The sequence below is a fragment of the Shewanella basaltis genome, from assembly GCF_023283885.1.
Taxonomy (GTDB): domain Bacteria; phylum Pseudomonadota; class Gammaproteobacteria; order Enterobacterales; family Shewanellaceae; genus Shewanella; species Shewanella basaltis.
The window spans coordinates 145437-168011 of sequence record NZ_JAKILA010000007.1 but is presented as its reverse complement, the minus strand read 5'-3'; the positions used below and the strand labels follow the sequence as shown (position 1 = coordinate 168011).

At 42.8% G+C, this 22575-nt stretch carries 16 protein-coding genes and 1 pseudogene; 7 read left to right on the top strand and 10 right to left on the bottom strand.

Annotated elements, in window-relative coordinates:
- Positions 1–157: 157 nt before the first annotated feature.
- The 5 genes from L2703_RS07700 to L2703_RS07680 form a co-directional block, all read right to left on the bottom strand.
- A complete protein-coding gene (locus L2703_RS07700) occupies positions 158–1501 on the bottom strand; it encodes a Na+/H+ antiporter NhaC family protein (protein ID WP_248970528.1) in 1344 nt (447 codons plus the stop codon).
- A gap of 963 nt (positions 1502–2464) precedes the next feature.
- Positions 2465–5659, bottom strand: a complete 3195-nt coding sequence (gene putA, locus L2703_RS07695; protein ID WP_248970527.1) for a bifunctional proline dehydrogenase/L-glutamate gamma-semialdehyde dehydrogenase PutA — start codon at positions 5657–5659, stop codon at positions 2465–2467.
- Between the two features lie 362 nt (positions 5660–6021).
- On the bottom strand, positions 6022–6603 hold the full coding sequence (locus tag L2703_RS07690) for a TIGR04211 family SH3 domain-containing protein (protein ID WP_248970526.1): 582 nt from the start codon (positions 6601–6603) through the stop codon (positions 6022–6024).
- A 139-nt stretch (positions 6604–6742) separates the two neighbouring features.
- On the bottom strand, positions 6743–8011 hold the full coding sequence (locus L2703_RS07685; protein ID WP_248970525.1) for an inorganic phosphate transporter: 1269 nt from the start codon (positions 8009–8011) through the stop codon (positions 6743–6745).
- A 24-nt stretch (positions 8012–8035) separates the two neighbouring features.
- Positions 8036–8716 (bottom strand): TIGR00153 family protein, encoded by a 681-nt coding sequence (locus L2703_RS07680; RefSeq protein WP_248970524.1) that lies wholly within the window; start codon positions 8714–8716, stop codon positions 8036–8038.
- Positions 8717–8953: 237 nt separating this feature from the next.
- On the opposite strand from L2703_RS07680, the gene L2703_RS07675 reads away from it, so the two are divergent.
- Complete coding sequence (locus L2703_RS07675; protein WP_248970523.1) at positions 8954–9958, top strand: CYTH domain-containing protein; 1005 nt, start codon at positions 8954–8956, stop codon at positions 9956–9958.
- A 63-nt stretch (positions 9959–10021) separates the two neighbouring features.
- Here L2703_RS07675 and katB read toward each other — a convergent pair whose 3' ends face one another.
- From katB to L2703_RS07655, 4 genes are all read right to left on the bottom strand, one after another.
- Complete coding sequence (gene katB / locus L2703_RS07670; protein WP_248970522.1) at positions 10022–11482, bottom strand: catalase KatB; 1461 nt, start codon at positions 11480–11482, stop codon at positions 10022–10024.
- Between the two features lie 818 nt (positions 11483–12300).
- Positions 12301–12543, bottom strand: coding sequence for a YgjV family protein (locus tag L2703_RS07665; RefSeq protein WP_248970521.1), 243 nt, complete (start codon positions 12541–12543; stop codon positions 12301–12303).
- Positions 12544–12690: 147 nt separating this feature from the next.
- Positions 12691–13128: a PaaI family thioesterase gene (locus tag L2703_RS07660; RefSeq protein WP_188957193.1), complete on the bottom strand. Its 438-nt coding sequence runs from the start codon at positions 13126–13128 to the stop codon at positions 12691–12693.
- Between the two features lie 183 nt (positions 13129–13311).
- Positions 13312–13980, bottom strand: coding sequence for a helix-turn-helix transcriptional regulator (locus tag L2703_RS07655; RefSeq protein WP_248970520.1), 669 nt, complete (start codon positions 13978–13980; stop codon positions 13312–13314).
- A 191-nt stretch (positions 13981–14171) separates the two neighbouring features.
- Between L2703_RS07655 and L2703_RS07650 the strand changes: the two are divergent.
- Positions 14172–14362: pseudogene (locus tag L2703_RS07650) on the top strand (hypothetical protein); the annotation flags it as partial.
- 273 nt (positions 14363–14635) lie between these two features.
- On the opposite strand, the gene L2703_RS07645 reads toward L2703_RS07650, so the two are convergent.
- Positions 14636–15238 (bottom strand): DUF2238 domain-containing protein, encoded by a 603-nt coding sequence (locus tag L2703_RS07645; RefSeq protein WP_248970519.1) that lies wholly within the window; start codon positions 15236–15238, stop codon positions 14636–14638.
- 200 nt (positions 15239–15438) lie between these two features.
- Between L2703_RS07645 and serA the strand changes: the two genes are divergently transcribed.
- From serA to L2703_RS07620, 5 genes are all read left to right on the top strand, one after another.
- Positions 15439–16668, top strand: coding sequence for a phosphoglycerate dehydrogenase (gene serA / locus L2703_RS07640; protein WP_248970518.1), 1230 nt, complete (start codon positions 15439–15441; stop codon positions 16666–16668).
- 162 nt (positions 16669–16830) lie between these two features.
- Positions 16831–17793, top strand: coding sequence for a tRNA-modifying protein YgfZ (ygfZ, locus tag L2703_RS07635; RefSeq protein WP_248970517.1), 963 nt, complete (start codon positions 16831–16833; stop codon positions 17791–17793).
- A 166-nt stretch (positions 17794–17959) separates the two neighbouring features.
- On the top strand, positions 17960–18664 hold the full coding sequence (locus tag L2703_RS07630) for an ABC transporter ATP-binding protein (RefSeq protein WP_248970516.1): 705 nt from the start codon (positions 17960–17962) through the stop codon (positions 18662–18664).
- 4 nt (positions 18665–18668) lie between these two features.
- Entirely contained in the window at positions 18669–21221 is a 2553-nt protein-coding gene (locus L2703_RS07625; RefSeq protein ID WP_248970515.1) for an ABC transporter permease, read from the top strand.
- Positions 21218–22357, top strand: a complete 1140-nt coding sequence (locus tag L2703_RS07620; protein ID WP_248970514.1) for a lipocalin-like domain-containing protein — start codon at positions 21218–21220, stop codon at positions 22355–22357. Before L2703_RS07625 ends, L2703_RS07620 begins: the two co-directional genes overlap by 4 nt.
- Positions 22358–22575 lie beyond the last annotated feature (218 nt).

Below are 22575 nucleotides of genomic sequence, written 5' to 3'. Positions count from 1 at the left end.
TTAATTCGCCTTGTTAGCAAAACAAATCACAAGCTTGACAGTGGATTTTAGTCAATCTATTGATTTATATCGTTATCAATACATCTCTTATCCAGAGTTGAGGTTAATCAGCATGCTCACATTTTTGTGCTGCTTAGTACTATCACTTCAATTGAGCTTAGGTACGTTTGCGCATCACAACAATAGCCACAGCAGTAAGTGCTAACACCATGCAATACCAGGCGTTAGAAACCGCTGTTAGTGGGCTAATAGTAAACACAGATGCTATAAGTAATGCCTGTGCACCATGTGGGATAAGCCCCTGAATAATACAGGCAAAAATATCGAGAACACTTGCTGCACGCTTAGGTGTAACGCCATGCTTTTCGGCTAATTCTTTGGCAATATCACCGGTTACAACAATCGATACCGTATTGTTGGCCACACAAGTATTGGTTGCAGCAACAATAGCCGCCATGCCTAATTCAGCAGCGCGAGTTGATGCATCGCCATTGGCTTTTGAAAAGCGGCTAATTAACTTTTCAATTAACTGACTGACAAAAGTTAACCCGCCTTGTTGTTGCATCAACGCTGCTAATCCGCCGACTAACATCGACAGAATAAAAATCTCCTGCATATTCGTAAAGCCAGTATAAATATCATTACCCATTTGGATAACAGTATATTCCGAGGTAAACACCCCTGTGGCACCGGCCAGTACAATACCTAATGACAACACAACAAAAACATTAAGCCCCACGACAGCAAGCACTAAAATGGTTAGGTACGGGATAACTTTTAACACGTCGATGTCTTGCGCAGCAATATCTGCCTGGCCCTGACCTGCAAGAGAAAATAACACCAAGGTGATGATTGACGCAGGAATAGAAAACACTAAGTTCTCACGAAATTTATCTTTCATGTCGCAGCCTTGCGTTCGAGTTGCCGCAATCGTGGTATCAGAAATAATCGATAAATTATCACCAAATAATGCACCCGACATTACCGCACCCGCCATTAGTGCGTAGTCAATTTGAGCTTGATCTGCAACGCCTAATGCAACCGGAGCCACCGCTGCAATCGTCCCCATAGAGGTTCCCATTGAGGTCGCAATAAATGCCGCAATCACAAAAAAGCCTGGCAGTAATAAATTAGAGGGGATAAAAGATAATCCTAAAGCGACAGTGGCATCAACGCCACCAGTGGCTTTTGCCACCGCAGCAAAGGCTCCTGCAAGCAAATAAATTAAACACATGGCAATAATATTGCTGTGACCAATCCCCTCAATGAAGGTTTCAATGGCCTGATTAATATGCTGTTTAGACAGGATTACCGCCAATACTATCGCGGGTAGAATGGCGATAACACTCGGTAATTGATAAAAGGCGTAATCAACACCTTGGCTTTGAAAATACAAGCCAGCGCCAATGAATAAACCTAAAAACACAAATAAAGGTAATAGCGCGACAAACGAAGCTGGGCCAGTGGTTGCTTTGCTAGTTGATGGAGTTGCTTTGGTCAAAGTAGTCTCTCTTTGTCTTAACGATTATGGGTTGTCGGATGAGAAAAGCGAGTACGACACAATCTCGGTCATCATAGATTATTTAGCACTAATTAAAGTAAGCTAAACATTGCAGTCACATCTTAACAAGTCGTGCAAGAATAAGAGAACTTCATAACCAAGTCAATCTAGACGTCTAGACTTCTTTGCTTCCGTAATAAAATTAATGCTAAAACTCACTAACTGCTACAAATATTTTACATAACATTCAAAAATTTATCGTTTTATATGCAGCTTAAGTTACATTGCATGCACGCTGAATAACTCGGGCCTATTAATCTATCAAGGTGGTTTTGCAAAAAGCTCAGCAACTTAAGCTTGAGTTAAGATAACACTAACCTAATGCTGATTTGCTGATCAGACAAGTGTTCAGCACCTTTAATAAGATAAAGGCATCGAACAAAATCAGCCAGAGTGGCCACAATAAAACGATGTTATACCATTGCGCGTTAGCAAGTGATCTCTTTGCGAGAATTTAAAAGGGCTTAAACAAGGCGAATGACTGAATGAATAGTGACTCTCTTTCGAAGTCATGCAACGCAGTATAAGCCCTTTTAACACTCGCCAGAAAGGAATACCCCAGCCGCTTTTGCTTTACGTTCTCGCTATTTGAAAGGGAACAACCATTACTGCATAGCGACGCCTTAATCAAAAACCGCTGGACGCATTCTGAGTAGCCACTTATTAATGCGCAATGGTATTAAGATAGAGCAAATGTCATTCGTTACAGATCAGGCAATACTGACGTTGAGCGCGCGATGCAGTCAAACTCAAATCAACTATTGTGCAGTTTCTATGGCTCAAGCCCCCTTCTTTGGGGATATCAGTCATTGTTAAAATAGTGTGGTGCCACAGACCCCGAGCAAAGCACTGACCTAAAAAAGCCCACTACCATGAGTGGGCTCAACCAAATGACCAATCAATCTACTCGTCTGCATCACCCAAAGACAACAAGGTGGCGTTTCCACCAATAGCGGTAATGTTATTTGTGCGTGTTTTTTCAGTCACAAAACGAGTTAAATAGTGTGGGCCACCCGCTTTAGGGCCTGTGCCCGACAGCCCCTGGCCACCAAATGGTTGTACACCAACCACGGCGCCAATTTGGTTACGGTTAATGTAGACGTTACCTACATTCACTTTATCTGCAAGCGACAAAGCGTGCCCTTCATTGCGGCTATGAATACCCAAAGTTAAACCAAAGCCTGTGCTGTTAATTTCATCGATTACTTTAGCTAAATCGGCAGCTTGGTATCGAATAACGTGCAGAATAGGCCCAAAATGCTCTTTTTCAAGTAACTTAATTGAGTCAATCTCAACTGCGGTTGGCGCAACAAAGTGACCATGTTCAGTACCAGCAGGCAACTCAAGTTTATTAATTAATTTACCCACCTGACTTATATGATCGATATGCGCATTCAAATTTGCTTTGGCGTTGGCATCTATCACAGGGCCAACATCGGTTTTAACCAAGCTTGGGTTACCAATGACTAACTGCTCCATGGCACCTTTCATGACTTCAATCACGCGATCGGCAATGTCTTCTTGTAAAAATAACACTCGCAGTGCAGAACAACGTTGACCAGCACTAGTAAATGAGGAAGAAACTACATCATTGACCACTTGCTCAGGCTGTGATGTTGAATCAACCACCATGGCATTTTGGCCACCGGTTTCAGCAATCAGTGGAATAATCGCACCATCACGGTTTGCTAAAGTGCGGTTAATCAATTTTGCAGTAGTTGTCGAACCTGTAAAACACACACCACCAATACGCTCATCGGCGGTGATTGCAGAACCGACAACCGCCCCCGTGCCTGGTAAAAATTGCAAAACATCAACCGGAATACCCGCTTGATGGGCAAGCTGTACCGCACGATAACCCACTAAACAGGTTTGCTCAGCAGGCTTAGCAACTACTGTGTTACCTGCAGCAAGGGCGGCAGATACTTGACCCAAGAAAATTGCTAATGGGAAATTCCACGGGCTAATGCACACAAAAATGCCACGGCCTTGCAAAAATAACTCGTTCAACTCACCTGTAGGGCCCGGAAGCAATTCTGGTTTAGCCATCATTTTCTTGGCTTGCACTGCGTAGTAACGGCAAAAATCAACGGCTTCGCGGACTTCATCAATACCGTCTTGAATGCTCTTACCAGCTTCGCGGGTACAAAGTGCAATCAATTCTTCACGATTTTCTTCTAGCAGATCCGCCAGTTTTTGCAGCGCATTAGCACGAGTTTCAACTGGGGTGCGAGCCCAACCGGCAAATGCAGCATCGGCACTGGCAATGGCTTGTTCAATTGCATTCGCATCTGCAAAAGCGACACTACCGACAGTTAATCGAGTATCAAACGGGCTAACAACTGTGTGCATCTCACCGGTTAAGGTTTTGCCATTTACAAGTGGGCCCGCTGTCCATTGGGTATTGCTATAAGTGTCCAATGCAGCAAAAAATGGCTCTGATTCAGAAATAATGTTCATGTTTAATCCTTTAGAATTTTTACGTTCTGCACCAAAAATATCAGCAGGCTTGACGATGTGTTGATTGGCTAATGACTTGTAACCTAATAAGGTCACCAAAGGGTGCACCACTAGGCTTTCGATAGGTGTATTTGGGTCAACGAGCTTATGCACAAAAGACGTATTGGCACCGTTTTCGAGCAAACGACGAACCAGGTACGGCAGTAAATCTTTATGGGCACCTATTGGCGCATAAATGCGTACTGTTTTTGCACCGCTTTCAGCCAGCATAGTGTCGTAAAGCTCTTGACCCATACCGTGTAAACGTTGAAATTCGTATATACGATCGCCTGCCATTGCATCAATGCTGGCAACGGTTTGCGCATTATGAGTGGCAAACTGTGGGTATATGGCTCCACGAGTGGCATCTGACAATAAATAGCGTGCACAAGCAAGATAAGACACATCTGTGCCGGCTTTACGAGTGTAAAGTGGATAACCCGCTTCACCAGCTTGTTGCGCCCATTTAAGCTCACTATCCCAATACGCCCCTTTTACAAGGCGCAGTGGGATTTCATCACCTTGATCTTTCGCCAAGCGAGTTAACCAGCACAATACCGGTAAACAACGCTTAGAATATGCCTGTACCACTATGCCTAATAATCCCCAGCCTTTTGCGGCATCAGACTGATATAACTTTTTAAATAATTTCAGCGATAACTCAAGGCGATCCACTTCTTCAGCGTCAATAGAAATGCCGATGTTTAGCTCGCGGGCCTGGACTATGAGGCTAATAACGGTGTCGTATAATTCAGTTAATACACGGTCTTCGTTGGCCACTTCATAACGAGGATGCAATGCAGATAATTTAATGGAGATAGTAGGCCTTGGCGAATCAGATGTGTCGTATTGCTGCGCGCCTAGGTCACGTATAGCATTGCTGTAGTCGTTAAAATATTTTTGTGCATCACTGGCGGTAAGTGCTGCTTCACCCAACATATCATAACTGTGGGTATACCCTAATTTGCGTTTAGCTTCGCTATTTTTTAGCGCTTCAGAAACGTCTTGGCCCAAGACAAACTGCTTACCCATGATTTTCATCGCCGCCAACATAGCTTGGCGGATCATTGGCTCACCAATACGGTTAACCAGGCGCTTGAGCAGATTACTCGGTGAGCCATCAATGTTACGGTCGAGTTTAATAATTCTCCCTGTTAACATTAAGCCCCAAGTCGATGCATTAACCAATAATGAGCCACTTTTATTTAAGTGCTCATCCCACTTTGCACCCGACAATTTATCTTCAATTAACGCATCTGCTGTTGCCGCGTCAGGAATACGCAATAACGCTTCTGCCAAGCACATTAAAATAATGCCTTCTTGGGTTTCTAAGCTGTATTGCTGTAAAAAGGCATCAATACCGACCATCAGGCCTTTTTTCTCAAATTGACGAACCTTAGTCACAAGCTCATGGGCTCTACGCGTGACCTGCTCAATGTCTTGTTCAGACGATGGCACAAGCTTAATTAATTCAGACAGGTATTGCTCTTCGTCGACAATGTAATTATGTGTTACTGCCATAAACAGTTCATCAAGGGTGGCATTGTCGTAGCGGCCGTCCAGTACTTCACTCGCTTTGAACATAGTATTCGCTTCCATCGGGTCAGGTTAAAGATGGTTATTGGGTGGTTAAATGGACACTGTATTTACGAATATTTTATTTTGTATACAATGTACGATCTGATTTTTCGGCGATTATACCTCCAAAATGTGAACTTGGACACAATAGATATAAGCACGATTGACGCTGTTTGATTTAGATTATTGAAAAATATAAAGATAGTTATTGTTAAAAGTTGTTACCAACAAAAAATAACTTTTAAGGCAATGATTTTAAAGAATAAATAACAGATGGGTTATAAGCCGCATTATTGCATAGATTGTTAATCTGCATGCATTAAACAAAAAGCCAACGTTTTAATCGTTGGCTTTTTTAACTGGATGAATAACCGCTTGTAGATTTACATCCAACGATTGCGCTTACGACGCTGTGGACGGGGCAAGTACACTAAAATAATACCGATAAGCGCCCCTAACCCAGCAATTAATCCACCTTGTTGCCATAACTCATAGCGTTGATCTTCTGCAACTTGAGCAATTTTTAATTGAGCTTCATCACGCTGCTTAATGGCAAGCGCTAAAGAACTGGTGAGTTCTGCGACTTTCTCATTAGCCAGTTTCAAATACTCAGCGGTATTATCTGTACTAAATGATTCTTTATTTAACTGTTCATTAGCCTGTCTTAACTGCGCCTCCATATCAGGAAAACGAACGCGAAAACTAGGCTTGTCAGTGACTAAACTGGCTAATACCCAACCTTCACGACCCTTATGATCGATAATTTGGGTATAGTCACCTTCAGTGTTATCGAGTTTTGTCACGGGTTGGCCTGCTTCCACACTGCCAATAATTCGAAATTCTTTGCCTGGTCCGCCATGTAAATAAGTAAATACATCATCAGATATATAATCTGGTTCTGCTGGCGCAGCAAAAACACCACTTGGCGCAAGCACTAAAATAAAGATTGAAAGCAGTCTTAACACGTTAATTATCCCAACACTGTAAACTTGGTGTCATGCTATTTATTAAATGCCCTGAATGCAAGAAGGAAGTCATATGACTTCCTTCTTAAACGCATTTAACCATTCATATTTTTACAAATGTGTGCAGCTTTACATTAAATTAGCTAAAAATAGCTTTGATAATGTAGAAGAACACAATTGATAGTGCAGCACCTGCTGGTAAGGTCACAACCCAAGACACAACAATGTTACGCACTACACCAATATTAATGGCTGCAATACCACGAGCCATGCCCACACCTAATACCGCACCAACCAGTGTTTGCGTAGTTGAAATAGGTAAACCAGTACCTGATGCCAACACAACAGTTGACGCTGCTGCAAGTTCAGCCGCAAAACCACGGCTAGGGGTTAGGTGAGTGATGTTCTTACCAATAGTTTGCATTACTCGTTGACCAAAAATAGCCAAACCTAACACAATACCCGTTGCACCAAGAGGTAATATCCACCAGTTTAATACCGCTTTAGAACCAATAACACCGCCACTTTCAACAATAGAAACAACAGCAGCCAATGGGCCAATCGCATTTGCAACATCGTTTGAACCGTGGGCAAATGCCATACAACAGGCGGTCACGACCATTAATATCGCAAATACTTTTTCAACGTTACCAAATTGAGTTTTTAAATCAGCTTTGTCGCTCATTTTTAAACGGCTAATTGCAACTTTACCAAACAGACCCACTGCAACTGCAACCGCTATTGCTAGCAAATAAGCTTCTGTGGTTGAGAAGTGCAAACCAACGTGTTTTAAGCCTTTGGTAATGGTCACAAGTGACATCACAAAGCCTGCTAAGGCCATATAAAAAGGCACATAACGCTTCGCATTGGTTAGCGGATCCTCAGTATCAAAAATCAGTTTCTGTACACTTTGGAAAATAATATAGGCAATAAAACCAGAAATCGCTGGAGTCACAACCCAAGAACCCACGATGCCGCCAACCGCGCTCCAAGCAACTGAATCAATGTTGACACCCACTGCAGCAAAACCAACAATTGCACCAATGATTGAGTGCGTTGTTGATACCGGCCAACCAAGTGCTGACGCAACAACCAGCCAGATACCTGCAGCAAGTAATGAACCGATCATACCGTATACTAATAACTCAGGTGTTTCAGTAAAGAAACTTGCGTCAATAATACCTTTACGGATAGTACTGGTCACTTCTCCGCCCGCTAAAAAAGCACCGGCGAACTCAAAAATCATTGCGATAATAATCGCTTGTTTAATAGTAATGGCATTAGAACCTACTGAGGTTCCCATGGCATTGGCTACATCGTTTGCGCCAATACCCCACGCCATCAAAAATCCAAATACCGCCGCAAGCATAATAAGCATTGGGCCATTGGTGACTAATACATCAACCATGTTGTTTCCTTGATAACCTTGTGATTAATTACGAGCTAACATTAGCTCTAGGCGGGAACCGACACGCTCAGCAAGATCTGCTAAACCTCCAACCCATTCGATAATTTTATACATGAACATCACATCGATAGGATTCAAACCATCTTCTAATGCGTACAACTGACGACGCACTTGAATTTGTAAATCATCAGAATCTTCTTCGATAATATCGAGTTCATTGATCATTTTGGCAACCAACTCAACTTCACGACCACGGAAACCGGTTTCGAGTAAATCGTCGAGCTCGTTAATAGCTTGCTTAGCTAAAGACACGGCATCTAAACAACGTTTAAGATAGGCACCGAAAGCAGCTTGGACAGGCTGAGGAAGGACTAATTGACGGCCGATAACACGACCAGAAATATCTTTTGCCGTATTGGCAATCTTGTCTTGCTGAGTTAATAACTCAAGCAGGTCAGTTCGCTCAACTGGCATAAACAATCCACCGGGTAAGGTTAGGCGGATTTCACGCTTTAGTGAATCAGCATCTTTTTCCAACAAACTAATTTGTTTGCGGATCTTTACCGCTTCATCCCAGTCACCTGAAATGGTTGCGTCAAAGAAAGGAACAAGAAGTGATGCACACTCATTGACTTTGTCTATATGCAGTTCTAAAGGCTTAAGAGGTGATTTTGCAAACACACCTAAAATAGAGTTTACTGGCATTGCCGTTTACCTATTTAATGAATTCCAGTTTGGAAAAAGCGGGCGCATGTTAACCTAAGCGTCCGCATAATGAAACTGTGTTTTTTAATTTTGTAACACACAGGTTCTCAGTTATCGTTGCGCATTATATATGATGCAAGCAACGCCATCCTAAGATATTTTTATTACAACAATATGACATTGTGAACCTATTATGACGCATTAATGAACATTTGATGACAATTAGAGTAAAAATAAATGAATGCAGAAATCGAGTTAAAACTATTCTTTCAGCCTCAAGACCATGATTTATTGATTAAAACGCTTAATGAACTCCCTAATGCAGTACCACAAAAAACCTTAAACCTCTCTAACGGATATTTTGATACGCACGACTTACAATTGCGTCGCTGGGATATGGGATTACGAGTCAGAGGCTTTAACGAACAACTCGAACAGACGATAAAAACAGCAGGCAGTGTCGTTGGCGGCATCCATTCACGTCCTGAATATAATGTCTCTATTGCTCAAAAAATACCGGATCTGTCATTGTTTCCAGCCGAAATTTGGCCTGCAGCACAACCCATCGATGCGCTTAGCGCTTCTCTTGAATGTATTTTTGAAACCAATTTTCAACGGCAGACCTGGCATATTCAACATCAAAATGCGCTTGTCGAAATAGCCTTAGATCAAGGAAAGATTGTTGCCGGTAGTTTGAGCGAAGCCATTTGTGAACTTGAATTTGAATTACTATCAGGTTCGCCTGCTGCACTCTTATCGTTAGCAATAGCGGTAGCTAAAACTGTACCATTAAGATTAGGCAAAGCCAGTAAAGCCCAACGAGGCTACCAACTTGCTGGAAAATCAACAGCAGTAGCAACGACACCATTAGACCCTTTTGAATTGCCTCCCTCTGAGCCCAATGCGCACTCAGCACAAAAAACCATGGCAGACTTACTCGAGCGTTGGCAATTAATTGAACAGCGCCTATGTGCTATACAAGGCTTTGGGCATCATCCATTATGGTCACAATTGATTGAGTGTATTGAACTGTTAGGATCTGCTACTTGGCAAGTAACGCCAGACAAATCAATCGCAGATCTGTTTCATGTGATAAAAAATCTAGTGAAAACACAAGTTGAGCAGCATAACAAGCAACAGGATTTAACGTCTGCAGAACAGCTCGCACAGCTATGGCGTCACCCTCAATACGGCCAATTACAGCTCGCATTAGTCAGTTTGGCCCTCACAGTGCAAGCGTAAATCACGGCCAAACAAAAAACAGGAAGGCAAGCCTTCCTGTTTTGTATTAGTTATCTATTGGCATTACTTTGCTAATGCTTGTTTCACTCGTAAGCCATAATCGGCATCGGCTTTAGTAAAATGATCAACCATTGTTTGCTGAACCGGCAAGGTAGTTTGTCTTAGCGTGCTTGCAATCGTGTCAACTAATCGTACTTTCTCTTCTTCACTGAATATACGGTACAAGTTACCTGCTTGGGTAAAATCATCCTGGTTATAACGGCTATAACGTGCTGCTTCACCGTCTAAACGCAATGGTGGCTCTGCAAAATCAACATTTTCAGTTAATGGAGCCTGAGTATTAGGGCCATAATTCACACTCGCATCACCACCGGTTTGACTGCCTTGGTATGGGCAGTGTGTTCCCGCCATGGCTCCAGCACGTTGATGATGATTGGCTTTAGCTGCGTGTGGGCAGTTAACCGGTAACTGATTGTAATTAGTACCAATACGATACCGCTGTGCATCAGCATAAGAAAACAAACGTGCTTGAAGCATTTTGTCTGGCGATGCACCAACACCGGGTACTAAGTTACTTGGCGCTAACGCCACCTGCTCCACCTCAGCAAAGTAGTTTTGCGGTAATCTATTTAGCTCAAGTACACCCACTTCAATAAGCGGATAATCGCTGTGCGGCCACACTTTGGTCAAATCAAATGGATTGATGGCATACGTATTTGCTTCAGCCTCCGGCATAATTTGCACGTTGACAGTCCAACGCGGGAAATTTGCATCATTTATGGCCACCATCATGTCACGCTGTGACGAGTCAGGATCAATACCCTTTAAGATATCGGCTTGTTCGCCGGTTAAATTCACCACACCTTGTTGTGATTTAAAGTGAAACTTAACCCAAAAACGCTCTCCTTTAGCATTCCAAAATGAGAATGTGTGCGAGCCGTAGCCGTGCATTTGGCGATAGTTAGCCGGAATACCACGGTCTGACATCAAAATAGTCACTTGGTGCAATGATTCAGGGTTAAGAGCCCAAAAATCCCACATGGCTTGTGGATCTTTTAAGTTGGTTTGTGGGTGACGTTTTTGAGTGTGGATAAAGTCTGGGAACTTAATACCATCACGAAGAAAAAACGTTGGCGTGTTATTACCGACAATATCGTGGTTACCACGAGCGGTATAAAAACGAAGACCAAATCCACGAGGATCACGTTCAGCATCAGCAGAGCCCATTTCGCCGCCCACGGTCGAAAAACGCACAAATGTTTCAGTTTGCTTACCCACACCATTAAAATGATCAGCTATGGTGTATTCGCTTAAATCTTTGGTTAACGTAAATGTACCATAAACACCCGTACCTTTTGCATGCACAACACGCTCAGGAATACGCTCGCGGTTAAAATGGGCAAGCTTTTCGATTAAATGCCAATCTTGTAAAAGTAGTGGCCCGCGCTCACCAGCTGACAATGAATTTTGATCATCTGCCACTGGCGCACCATTTTGGCTAGTTAAATAGTTATTTTGATTCATGTATTGCTCCTATGCCTGGTCTGTTAACCACTGCTCAATTAAGTCGTAAATTGTTGCCATGATGATTTCCCTCACTCGACTCATCATTCGATAAACAGATAATAAAGGCGCAACCTAACTAATTAAAGCGATTAAAACAGATGACCAAAATCGACAAAAGAGATTAGGTTTAAAAATTTGAATTCATAAAACAGATTAAAACAAGGGGGGGTGTTTAACAGATTAAAGCTACTTGCTAAGCGCTTTGCTAAGTGTTCATACCTAGGGTCTGTTGATCTTTCAAGGTTATTTTTACAGCGGATTGTTGGTCTTTTGTACAAAGCAGAGACTTTGAAGTGTAGTTAACCTGAGTTCGGGATAATAAACGCCTTTCAAGCAGTCCTTTGCCTTCCTCACTGCGTTAAATTAACTTGCAATAGGCTAGCTATTGACGCGTTAATTCGCCTTGTTAGCAAAACAAGTCACAAGCTTGACAGTGGATTTTAGTCAATCTATTGATTTATATCGTTATCAATACATCTCTTATCCAGAGTTGAGGTTAGTTAACCTGAGCTCGGGATAATAAATGCCTTTCAAACAGTCCTTTGCCCTGCTCACTGCGTTGAATCGACTTACAATAGGCTAGCTATTGACGCGTCAATTCGCCTTGTTAGCAGAACAAATGACAAGCTTGAAAGTGAGAATGGATAACATGTTGATTTTAAATAGTATAAGTTCATCCCTTATCCCGAGCTCAGGTTAGTTATGCGCAATGGTATTAACAATAAAAAAGCCAAAATGTACATTTTGGCTTAATAACATCAACAGGCTGTCGCGAGTTATTCTTGCGGCGCGGCGGGCTCTCGGTATAGCTTTACAAGGTAATATACATCAATCAGTACAATGAAAAAGTTAACCAGAGCCACAGGGATCGCGTCTATCGCTAAACCATAAGCAACAAATAAGGCGGCACCAATTAAATTCCACCAGCGTAACTTTTTAATGTCTGACATCATCAGCGAAATAGCCACCACAACTGAAGCCAGATAACCGACCCATTCCCAGATATTGATACTGTCCATGGATTCTCCTTATAGAGAAATAATTAACGCGAGTGAACAAACCTATATTCGCGACGACTAATCAAGTAAAGCACCTTATAGGTATAGTATAAAACTTAAAAGACTAAAACTTTGATCTGCAGTCGGTTTGTGCATATTGTTTAGCGCTTATCGCTCGACAACCGCAGCGGTCATACGTGAGATACAACACAACTCACCAGCACTATTGCGAATTAATATTTCCCACACTGAGCTGCGTTTGCCTAGGTGTACCGGTTTAGCTGTTGCGGTCAGCTCGCCATTGCGTGAGGCTTTTAAATGGTTCGCGTTAATCTCCTGGCCAACACAATAATAGCGGGTAAAGTCGACCACGAAGTTTGCTGCATAACTGGCAACCGTTTCAGCTAATGCCACATTGGCGCCACCATGTACAATCCCTAACGGATTGTGTACCGACGGATTTGCTGGCATCGTCGCTACCATGTAGTCATCACCTATTTCTGTGATTTTAATGCCTAAGGTTTGCATTAAAGTACCTTTGCCTTGCATGCCGGCATCTAAACGTGCGCAATCTTCAAGTGTGACGTTGCTAAACCAAATACTCATAATTACAGTCCATTTTTATTGTTATCAATTCAGTCGACTTACAAAAAGTCTACTGATCAGTTTGCTTGTTTTAGTTTAATTTTGCTTATTGTACACTGACACCGACACAAAAAAAGTTCAATGAAAACATAAACAAAATACAAAAAAGGAGCCGAAGCTCCTCAATGTTATACCCATCTTGATTTAACTCACTAATTCACAGTGGCTTTGGTAGGTTTGCGCCCATCGAAGTAACTCGACTCGGTTACGCGACTCTGTCTTTCTAAAAATAGAAGACACGTGCGCCTTTACTGTGTGTTCGCTGATACATAAGCGCTGAGCAATTTCTTTATTGCGCGCGCCACTGGACACCAGTTGGATAATCGTACGTTCACGATTAGTGAGTCGCTGTACAATCGCCTCGGTTTCTTCGGGTAATTCAGTATTGGTGTCAAGTTGCTGAACTAGGCGTCTAAAAATTTTACTGATAAGCGGTCTGTCATACCACAGCTCATCTGACACCATTTTTCTCAGGCCCGTTAACATTAAATCCATCCGCTGATCGCTATACAACAAACCGCGTACGCCAAGTAATAATGCAGACTCTTGATCTAATGAGCCGCGTTCAACCTGGTATAATGCAACTGGGACATGATTAACTAGCCGTGACACGATTAACGGAATACCTTTTGCGTCTAACGCGGCACCCTTTTGTGAAATGAGATAAAAGTTATTCGCATTTTTATCAAGCTCAAGTTCTGACACGTGCTTAATAATACGGGTTTTTAAACCGATTGACTCAGCTAAAATAGCCAAATGACATGGTGCTGCGATTTGATGTAGAAACACCAACTCATCGATATTAGAACTCATCACTCTTCTCCCTGAAAAGCTAATTTTGCTCACAAATACTTGAGCGCATCCTAAGCGCCATTCTATACAAAAAAGAAACGCTATGACTAGGGTCTGTTGATCTTTGCTGGTTGAATTTTGTTCGAGTTAAAAACGTTTTAATCGCGGCGAATGGATTGTAGCCTAGTCACCTAAGCAACTCTTTATTTGTAAAGCATCGTTCAACAAAGAGTAAAACGTTTTTAGCCGAACCCTGTGGGCAGCGTTTGTTGGTCATTTTTACTGCGTTATCGACTTTTTATGTAGAATACTACACTTCAACGTCTCTGCCTTGTACAAAAGACCAACAACTCGCTGCAAAAACAACCTTGAAAGATCAACAGACCCTAGCATTAAGGCTTAGGAAAATAAATAATCTGTTTATATTTAACAATTTAGAGTAAAAACACTAAACCAACATCTACCGCTGCGGCCCCATCGCACACCGCAACAACAGGTGGGTAATACCATTACGTATTACTCAATGACCAAAATAGCGACTTAGTACCACTAATCATAGTCAATTTTTGCTAGTTCATTGGGATGTTATGTCAGCCAAAAGTATTAATAGTTCATTAGACTGACAACAATCCCCTTTGTACACTACAAACGACTAATGCTGTCATCATGATGCGCGCTAATAACTAATATGCTGAATTTGTTTATTGTGTAGCGGAGTTAACACTAACAACGACACTATGCCTCCTATTAGGGCTAAAAACATATCAGATTGTGTATCCCACACATAACCTTGAGTGCCCAAAAAGGCTTCGGCATTTTCACCTGTCGCCGCGGCAACCCACCACTCAATCAATTCATAAAAGGCTGAAAATGCCAATACAAAACAGACTGCTAAAAATTGGCACCAGGCACCAACTTGCATGACTTGCTTACGAATAAAAATTTCTCGCGCCAAAATCACTGGAATAAAACCTTGTGCAAAGTGGCCTACTTTATCGTAGTTATTGCGGTCGCTGCCCAACACCTGCGCTAACCAGTCAAATAATGGTACTTCAGCATAGGTATAACGAGCACCCACAAATAATACACAACAATGAACCAAAATTAAGCCATAGGCTAACGAAGTCAGTGGGAAGTTTTTACGACTAAAAAATAAAATAGGTAGGGCAATTAATGCAGGTAAGGCTTCTAACCACCAGGTGAACATATCTTTGGGATCGCTAACCGACCACAACAACACCATCAGGTAAATCGCTATCCATAGTGCGCGCATTTTCATCCTAAATTCCTCATCTGCGATATTGTTCTAAAATTAAAATATTACTTTAGCCATCTAGCCCTCCACAAGCTCCAAAAAAAGTGCTACTTTGGCATTGCGTCGGAAGTCCGCATTTATATCACAACTATAAGTATATGCATTAACACTAATAGTATATGCATAGCATAAGCACCATTTAATGATGAGAGGGTACCCATATCATGGCGAAACACTCGCTTGACAAGGATAAAATAAAAATCCTGCTGTTGGAGGGCGTCCACCAAACTGCGGTTGATGTACTAGAACGTGCCGGTTACACCAATATTGAATATCACAAAGCCTCACTAGGCGAAGAGGATTTACTTGCCTCGATTAAAGATGCTCATTTTGTTGGATTGCGCTCCCGTACTCAACTCACTGCAGAGGTATTACACCATGCAGAAAAACTAGTGGCAATTGGCTGTTTTTGTATCGGCACCAACCAAGTCGATTTATCGACTGCTGAAAAATTGGGTATTCCCGTTTTCAACGCGCCGTTTTCCAACACACGAAGCGTTGCTGAATTAGTGATTGGCGAAATTATCATGCTGATGCGTGGCATTCCTCAGCGCAATGCCATTTCACACCGTGGCGGCTGGTTAAAAAGCGCCAATGGCAGTGTTGAAGTACGTGGAAAAACCCTAGGTGTGATCGGTTATGGCCATATTGGAACTCAGTTAGGTATTTTGGCCGAAACCCTAGGCATGAAAGTCATTTTCTTTGATATTGAAGATAAATTGCCCCTTGGTAATGCCTCACAAGTGCATTCTATGGACGAACTTCTCGCAAAAGCCGATGTGGTCAGCTTGCACGTACCAGAAACGGCTCAAACCAAAGACATGTTTGCTAAAGCCGAATTTACCAAAATGCGTCAAGGTGCTTTCTTTATTAACGCGTCTCGTGGCACGGTAGTGGACATTGACGATCTTGCTGATGCATTGAAGTCAGAACACCTTGCTGGCGCGGCAATTGATGTATTCCCGGTTGAACCTAAGTCAAATGATGACGAGTTTATTTCGCCATTACGCGGCCTAGATAATGTATTACTGACACCACACATTGGTGGTAGTACTGCTGAAGCACAGGAAAACATTGGCATTGAAGTGGCAGGTAAGTTAGTTAAATACTCAGATAACGGCTCGACGCTGTCTGCGGTTAACTTCCCAGAAGTGTCTCTTGCACAGCATCGCGGTACTTCACGCTTATTGCATATTCACCAAAACAGACCTGGTGTATTGATTAAAATCAACCAAGCGTTTTCTGAAAAAGGCATTAACATTGCGGCTCAGTACTTACAAACCACTGCTGAAATTGGCTACGTGGTAATGGAAGTCGATTCTGATCAAGCTGAAGAAGCCTTAGTTGAACTTAAATCAATTGAAGGCACTATTCGTGCTCGAGTATTGTTTTAAGCTGACAGCTGATTAACTGGGGTTAACTGTGTTGCCTAAAAAGCCACCTTGTCCACAAGGTGGTTTTTTTATTGGCTTTAAAACCTTAATCCCTCTTTTGAGCACTCTATTATTCCGTTACACTTCAGTACATATCGTCTTATTCTTTCGTTAAGGATCGTTATGACCATCTCAGCAAGCCAACCAGATTGGGACTTCATCAGCACCACGCCAGCATTAATGTTATCGAGCTTATCTCACATGGGGTTAATTGAAGTGACCGGTGAACAGGGACGTAGCTTTATTCATGGCCAAGTTACCACCGACATCACCTCATTAAATGCTGATCAGTGGAAATGGGGCGCGCATTGTGATCCTAAAGGCAAGATGTTAGCCAGTTTTCGCACCTTTGCCATTGCAGACAGCTTGTTTATGTTAATGCCCATATCGACGCTCGACATTGACTTACCACAATTAAAAAAATATGCGGTATTCAGTAAAGCAGAACTGACGAATGTAAGCAGCCAGTACCACATAATCGGTGTGGCAGGCCATGACGCACAGGCATTGATGACCCAGCAGTTTGGTGAAATCAACGCGGCATTAACCCTTATTGACGGTGGCGCTGTGCTGCGTGACGGCGAGCGTTATATTGTCGTGTTGGCTAACGACAACGCTGCTGCGTTCGTTAAGGCGGCACAACAACCATTAGTGACGGCAAGCGCATGGCAAGCATTAGAGATTAAAGCCGGATACCCCAATATTGATGCAAATCATTCAGGCCAGTACGTCGCACAAATGTGCAATCTACAAGCCATTGACGGCATCAGCTTTAACAAAGGCTGCTACATGGGCCAGGAAACCATTGCCAGAATGAAATACCGCGGGGGTAATAAACGCGCCCTGTATATTTTATCTGGCACAACCAGCCAAACTATTAGCACCGAAACTCAATTAGACATCGCCTTAGAAGAGGGTTTTCGCCGCGGAGGAAATATTATTGAGTGCGTACAGCAAGGAGAACATGTCTTGCTTACCGCCGTATTAGCTAACGATACTGAAAACACAGCCAAGCTGCGTATTGCAGACGATGAAAGCTCACAACTCTCAATCATCGAGTTGCCCTATTCATTAGCCGATGCTTAATTAATTCAGATAGTTAATGATTAAAGCGAGCCTTAGGTTCGCTTTTTTATTTTTGAACATTGACGCAAAATATCACGTATATTGTTGTTATTATGATCACATTAAGTCACTTTGATAGCTGCATTAATATGACTTGTTGATTGAACTGATTTGTTATGGAGCAACTATGACCAGCATTGTGACCTTAAATAGCATCAGCAAGGGGTTTCGTGATGGCGAGTCATTCCATAGTGTATTGAATAACGTCAGTTTAACACTTGAACAAGGACACACTATTGCGCTAACAGGCCCTAGTGGCAGTGGTAAAAGCACATTGTTGAATATTATTGGCGGTTTTGAAACTATCGACAGTGGCGATATGTTCATCTATCAAAACAACCGAATGTGTTCAGTAAATCAATGGCAAGACAAGCACTGGAGCCAATATCGACGTCAAAATCTTGGGGTGATATTTCAGCAATTTAATTTACTCACTCCCCTTAATGTCCGCGACAATATTCAATTTTCATTAGCGCTCAACCAACTGAAATGGAACCCATGGTGTGACGAATTATGCCACCATCTTGGATTAACCTCCCTGCTAGACCGTAGTGTTGAAAACCTTTCTGGTGGCCAACAACAACGAGTCGCCATTGCTCGTGCGTTAGCACACAAACCGCAACTCATTTTAGCCGACGAGCCCACCGGTAACCTTGATCAGTCCGCCGGCATGCAGGTGATGCAATTACTCACAGACCTAGCCAAACAAGCTAATTGTTGTATTTTAATGGTGACTCACAGTGAAGAATGTGCCCAGTTTATGCAGCAGCGCTGGCATGTTGAAAACCAGCAAATTGTAGTCAATGCTATCGATAAAAAGCTTCGGGGGTAAGTCCATGACGTCCCTGTCGTCTACCACCAGCCGCCTAGTGTTATGTTTGCGATTATTTGCAAGTCATTACCGTCACGCGCCGTTACAAGCCAGCGCCATTTTGTTAGGCATCATGTTAGCCGTCACGCTATTGATAGGGGTTTATGCCACCAACGAAAATGCCAAACAAAGCTATGGCAATGTATCAGAGTTACTCAGCAAACAAGCCAGGCTCACCCTCTCGCATCAGACCCAAGACACCATTGATGAATCTATTTATTTTGCTTTAGCCAATGCAGGCTTTGACACGATTGCAAGTATTGAAGGTATTGCAACAGATGAGCAAGGCCGGTTATGGCGCCTTAGCAGCAGCGATATTATTGCGGCTATCAGTAATGGGGCTAAACAGGATGCGCAATCAACTGGTTCGGTGATTTCGGTGAACATTCCTCTGGCTGAGTTACTCAGCGGTCAAGCAAAAGTCTTAATGTCACAAAGCCAGCGCGATCGCATTAATAAAGTCACAAACCAGTCGCAAACCATTACCCTAAACAAGCTAGCTTTAGACATTATCACTATTGATGACCACTGGGGGTTAGGCTCTGCGTTACTGGCCGATATTTCGCTCGCCCAGCCCTTGCTAAACATGCAAGGAAAACTGAGTTACATTGCGGTGTTTAGCGCCGATAATGCACAAACCGATAACCAACTTATCGCTCGTTTAACTGATACCTTAACTCAAGCAGGTATTGACGCCAGTCAATTACACTTTTCAACCCAATCCAGTGAAGGTGAATCGCTTAATGCACTCACGGCGAGTTTTCATTTAAACCTCGACGCCATGAGCATGCTTGCGTTTGTTGTCGGCTTATTTATTGCCTATAACGGCGTGCGCTATAGCTTAATGAAGCGGCAAAAATTGTTTGTGCAAATTATGCAACAAGGTTTAGATCGCCATAGCGTGATGCTGGCACTCAGTATTGAACTCATTCTCTTAGTGTTTATTGGCTGTGTATTAGGCTTTATTGTTGGCTTGCAACTATCACAGTGGCTACAACCTATGGTAGCGATCACGTTAGAGCAGTTATACGGTGCCAAACTCTTACCCGGCAATTGGCAATGGCACTGGTTTGTTCAAGCACTTGTACTGACGTTATCAGCCGCCTTTGCGGCCTGCATTCCGATGTTAATCAGCTTGGTCAATACCCCCCTTGCACAAGGTGCACAAAAAAAACCACAAAATAAACAATTTAATATCATTCATCGCCGCCAGTTTGTCATCGCAGTGCTGTTACTATTACTGTGCACCTTGGCATTTACTTTAACCACACAATACCGCCATAGCTTAGCGTTACTCGGTATTCTGGTCGTGGCAATTCCATTATTATTACCCCAATGTCTACACTGGGTCGTTAATTTTCTCACACCATTTATGCCCAAGGGGTTATGGCAATATGTGATTGCCGAAACCAAAGAAATTATCGCCCCGCTTGCCCTCGCCATGATGGCCATTTTACTGGCGTTATGTGCCAATATCGCCATGAATACCTTAGTTGGGAGTTTTGAAGTCACCCTAAAAAAATGGCTCGATGCTCGCCTGCATGCAGATTTGTATATCAGGCCCAATCCAAATCAAATCGACGCGTTGGTTTTACTGCTCGCTAACGACACTAAAGTCGATGCCGTTTATGAACAATGGACCGTTGACAGTCAGTTAAATCGAGCTGAAACACCGCAAACACTTATCCCTGTCCATCTGGTGAGTCGGGATCATATTTCACTCACCGATACCACAGTATTTAAAACGACCACCGATGATTTTTGGCCCACATTTACCGCCGGACAAAGCGTGATGATAAGCGAACCATTATCGATAAAATATCATCTCAACCTTGGCGATAAGGTTGAACTATCACAGCTAAAAGAGCATACCTTAACGATTGGCGCGATTTATTACGATTATGGCAATCCTAAAGGTGAGGTCATTATGAGTCAGCCCTTATGGCAACAATCTCCATTGCCAGCTAAACCCATCAGTTTAGCGGTCACCTACCAAGGCGAACTCACCACATTACAAAATAACATTAGCCAGCAACTTAATTTGTCATCTGCTTACATGTACAGTCAGCAGCGGATAAAGACCGAAGCCATAACCATATTTAATAAAACCTTCTCCATTACTGTGGTACTTAATAGCTTAACCTTGCTGGTAGCGGCTATTGGTTTATTCAGTGCCTGCGTAATGCTCACCCAAGCAAGACAAGCACCACTTGCACGCTTGTATGCACTGGGGGTTAGCCGTAATCAGTTGCGGATAATGGTAATAGTGCAAATGCTATTCATTGTAATATTAACCTGCTTAGTGGCCTTACCCACAGGTGCATTACTGGGTTATTTACTTATTCATAAAGTCACGTTACAGGCTTTTGGCTGGAGTATCGCAATGATTTGGGATTGGGCCGCCTATATACAAGTGGTGGTGATTGCGGTGGTGAGTTGCTTGTTAGCCGTCTGCCTGCCGCTTTATTGGCAAACAAGAAAACCACTGATATCAAGCTTACAACAGGAAGTGCTATGATCCTTTTTACAGCTAACAAAGTGTACAAACAAGGCTTGGTGATAATCGGTTTGTCACTGTTATTATTGGCCTGCACGCAAGCAGATACCCCCCCAAAAAAAACCAACACAATTAGCACTATGTCAGCCCAATCGTCTGATGGTTACAGTGAGGTAATCAAAGGTAAAACCTTACAGTTTCCACAAGATCATTCTGCCCACAATGATTTTAAAATTGAGTGGTGGTACTTAACCGCTAATTTAACCACGGCAAAAGGTGAAGATGTTGGCGTACAGTGGACGCAATTTCGCATTGGAATGACACCGCCAGATGTACTACAAACCGCCAATGATAATGCCTGGAAGACGAATCAACTCTATATGGCCCATGCCGCGATAACGTCCCCAAATGAACACCTCATTGCTGAAAAATGGTCTCGAGGTCACCCTAAATTGGCTAGTGTCAATCCATCGCCTTTTCAGGTTCGCCTGCAAAATTGGCAGTGGTTAAGTCAATCAAATGAGCTATTCCCCGCTCAATTGTCAGTACACCACAACAACTTTCGCTACCAACTGCAATTGACTAGCCAACAACCACTGCAATTACAAGGTGATAAAGGCTTTAGCAGTAAAAGTGCTGATCAAGCGGTCGCGTCCTATTATTACAGCCAACCTTTTATTGACGTCACTGGCGAGATCACTCGGCACGGGGTGACCGAAAAAGTCAGCGGTAAAGCATGGCTAGACCGAGAATGGAGCTCGCAATTTCTCACTAAAGCACAACAAGGCTGGGACTGGTTTTCACTGCGGCTGAATGACGACTCAACCTTAATGGTGTTTAGATTGCGGGGGAAAACAGAGCAAGATCATTTCTACAGCGCCAGACGCATGTATGCAAACGGTAGCGGCCGTAATATCAATAGTCGTGACAATCCAAACGATATCGAAATGCAGCCAACACAGTGGCAACAAACGGCTCTCGGTAAACATCCTATCGCATGGCGTATTCGCATTAACAGTGAAGCAATAAACATCACCACTCAAGCCAGCAACCCCAATAGTGATATGTTGGTTTCCACCCCGTACTGGGAAGGTCCCATCACCATCGATGGTACTCATCAGGGTAAAGGGTATATGGAACTTACCGGTTACAACTAATACCTCTAAAGAGCACACGCTACACTCTCCACTGCTTATCATCATCTGCATAAAATCAGCCCAACTGTCTGTCACGATTTAAAACCATGCATATTGGCTACACATCAAACTAGACAGGCTTTACAAGCAATGACTAAAACAGGAATTGCCTAATTGTTAAAGTGAGATTTACATCACGCGAAAAAATGTGACCTTGCACAACTATTAACCACTATACC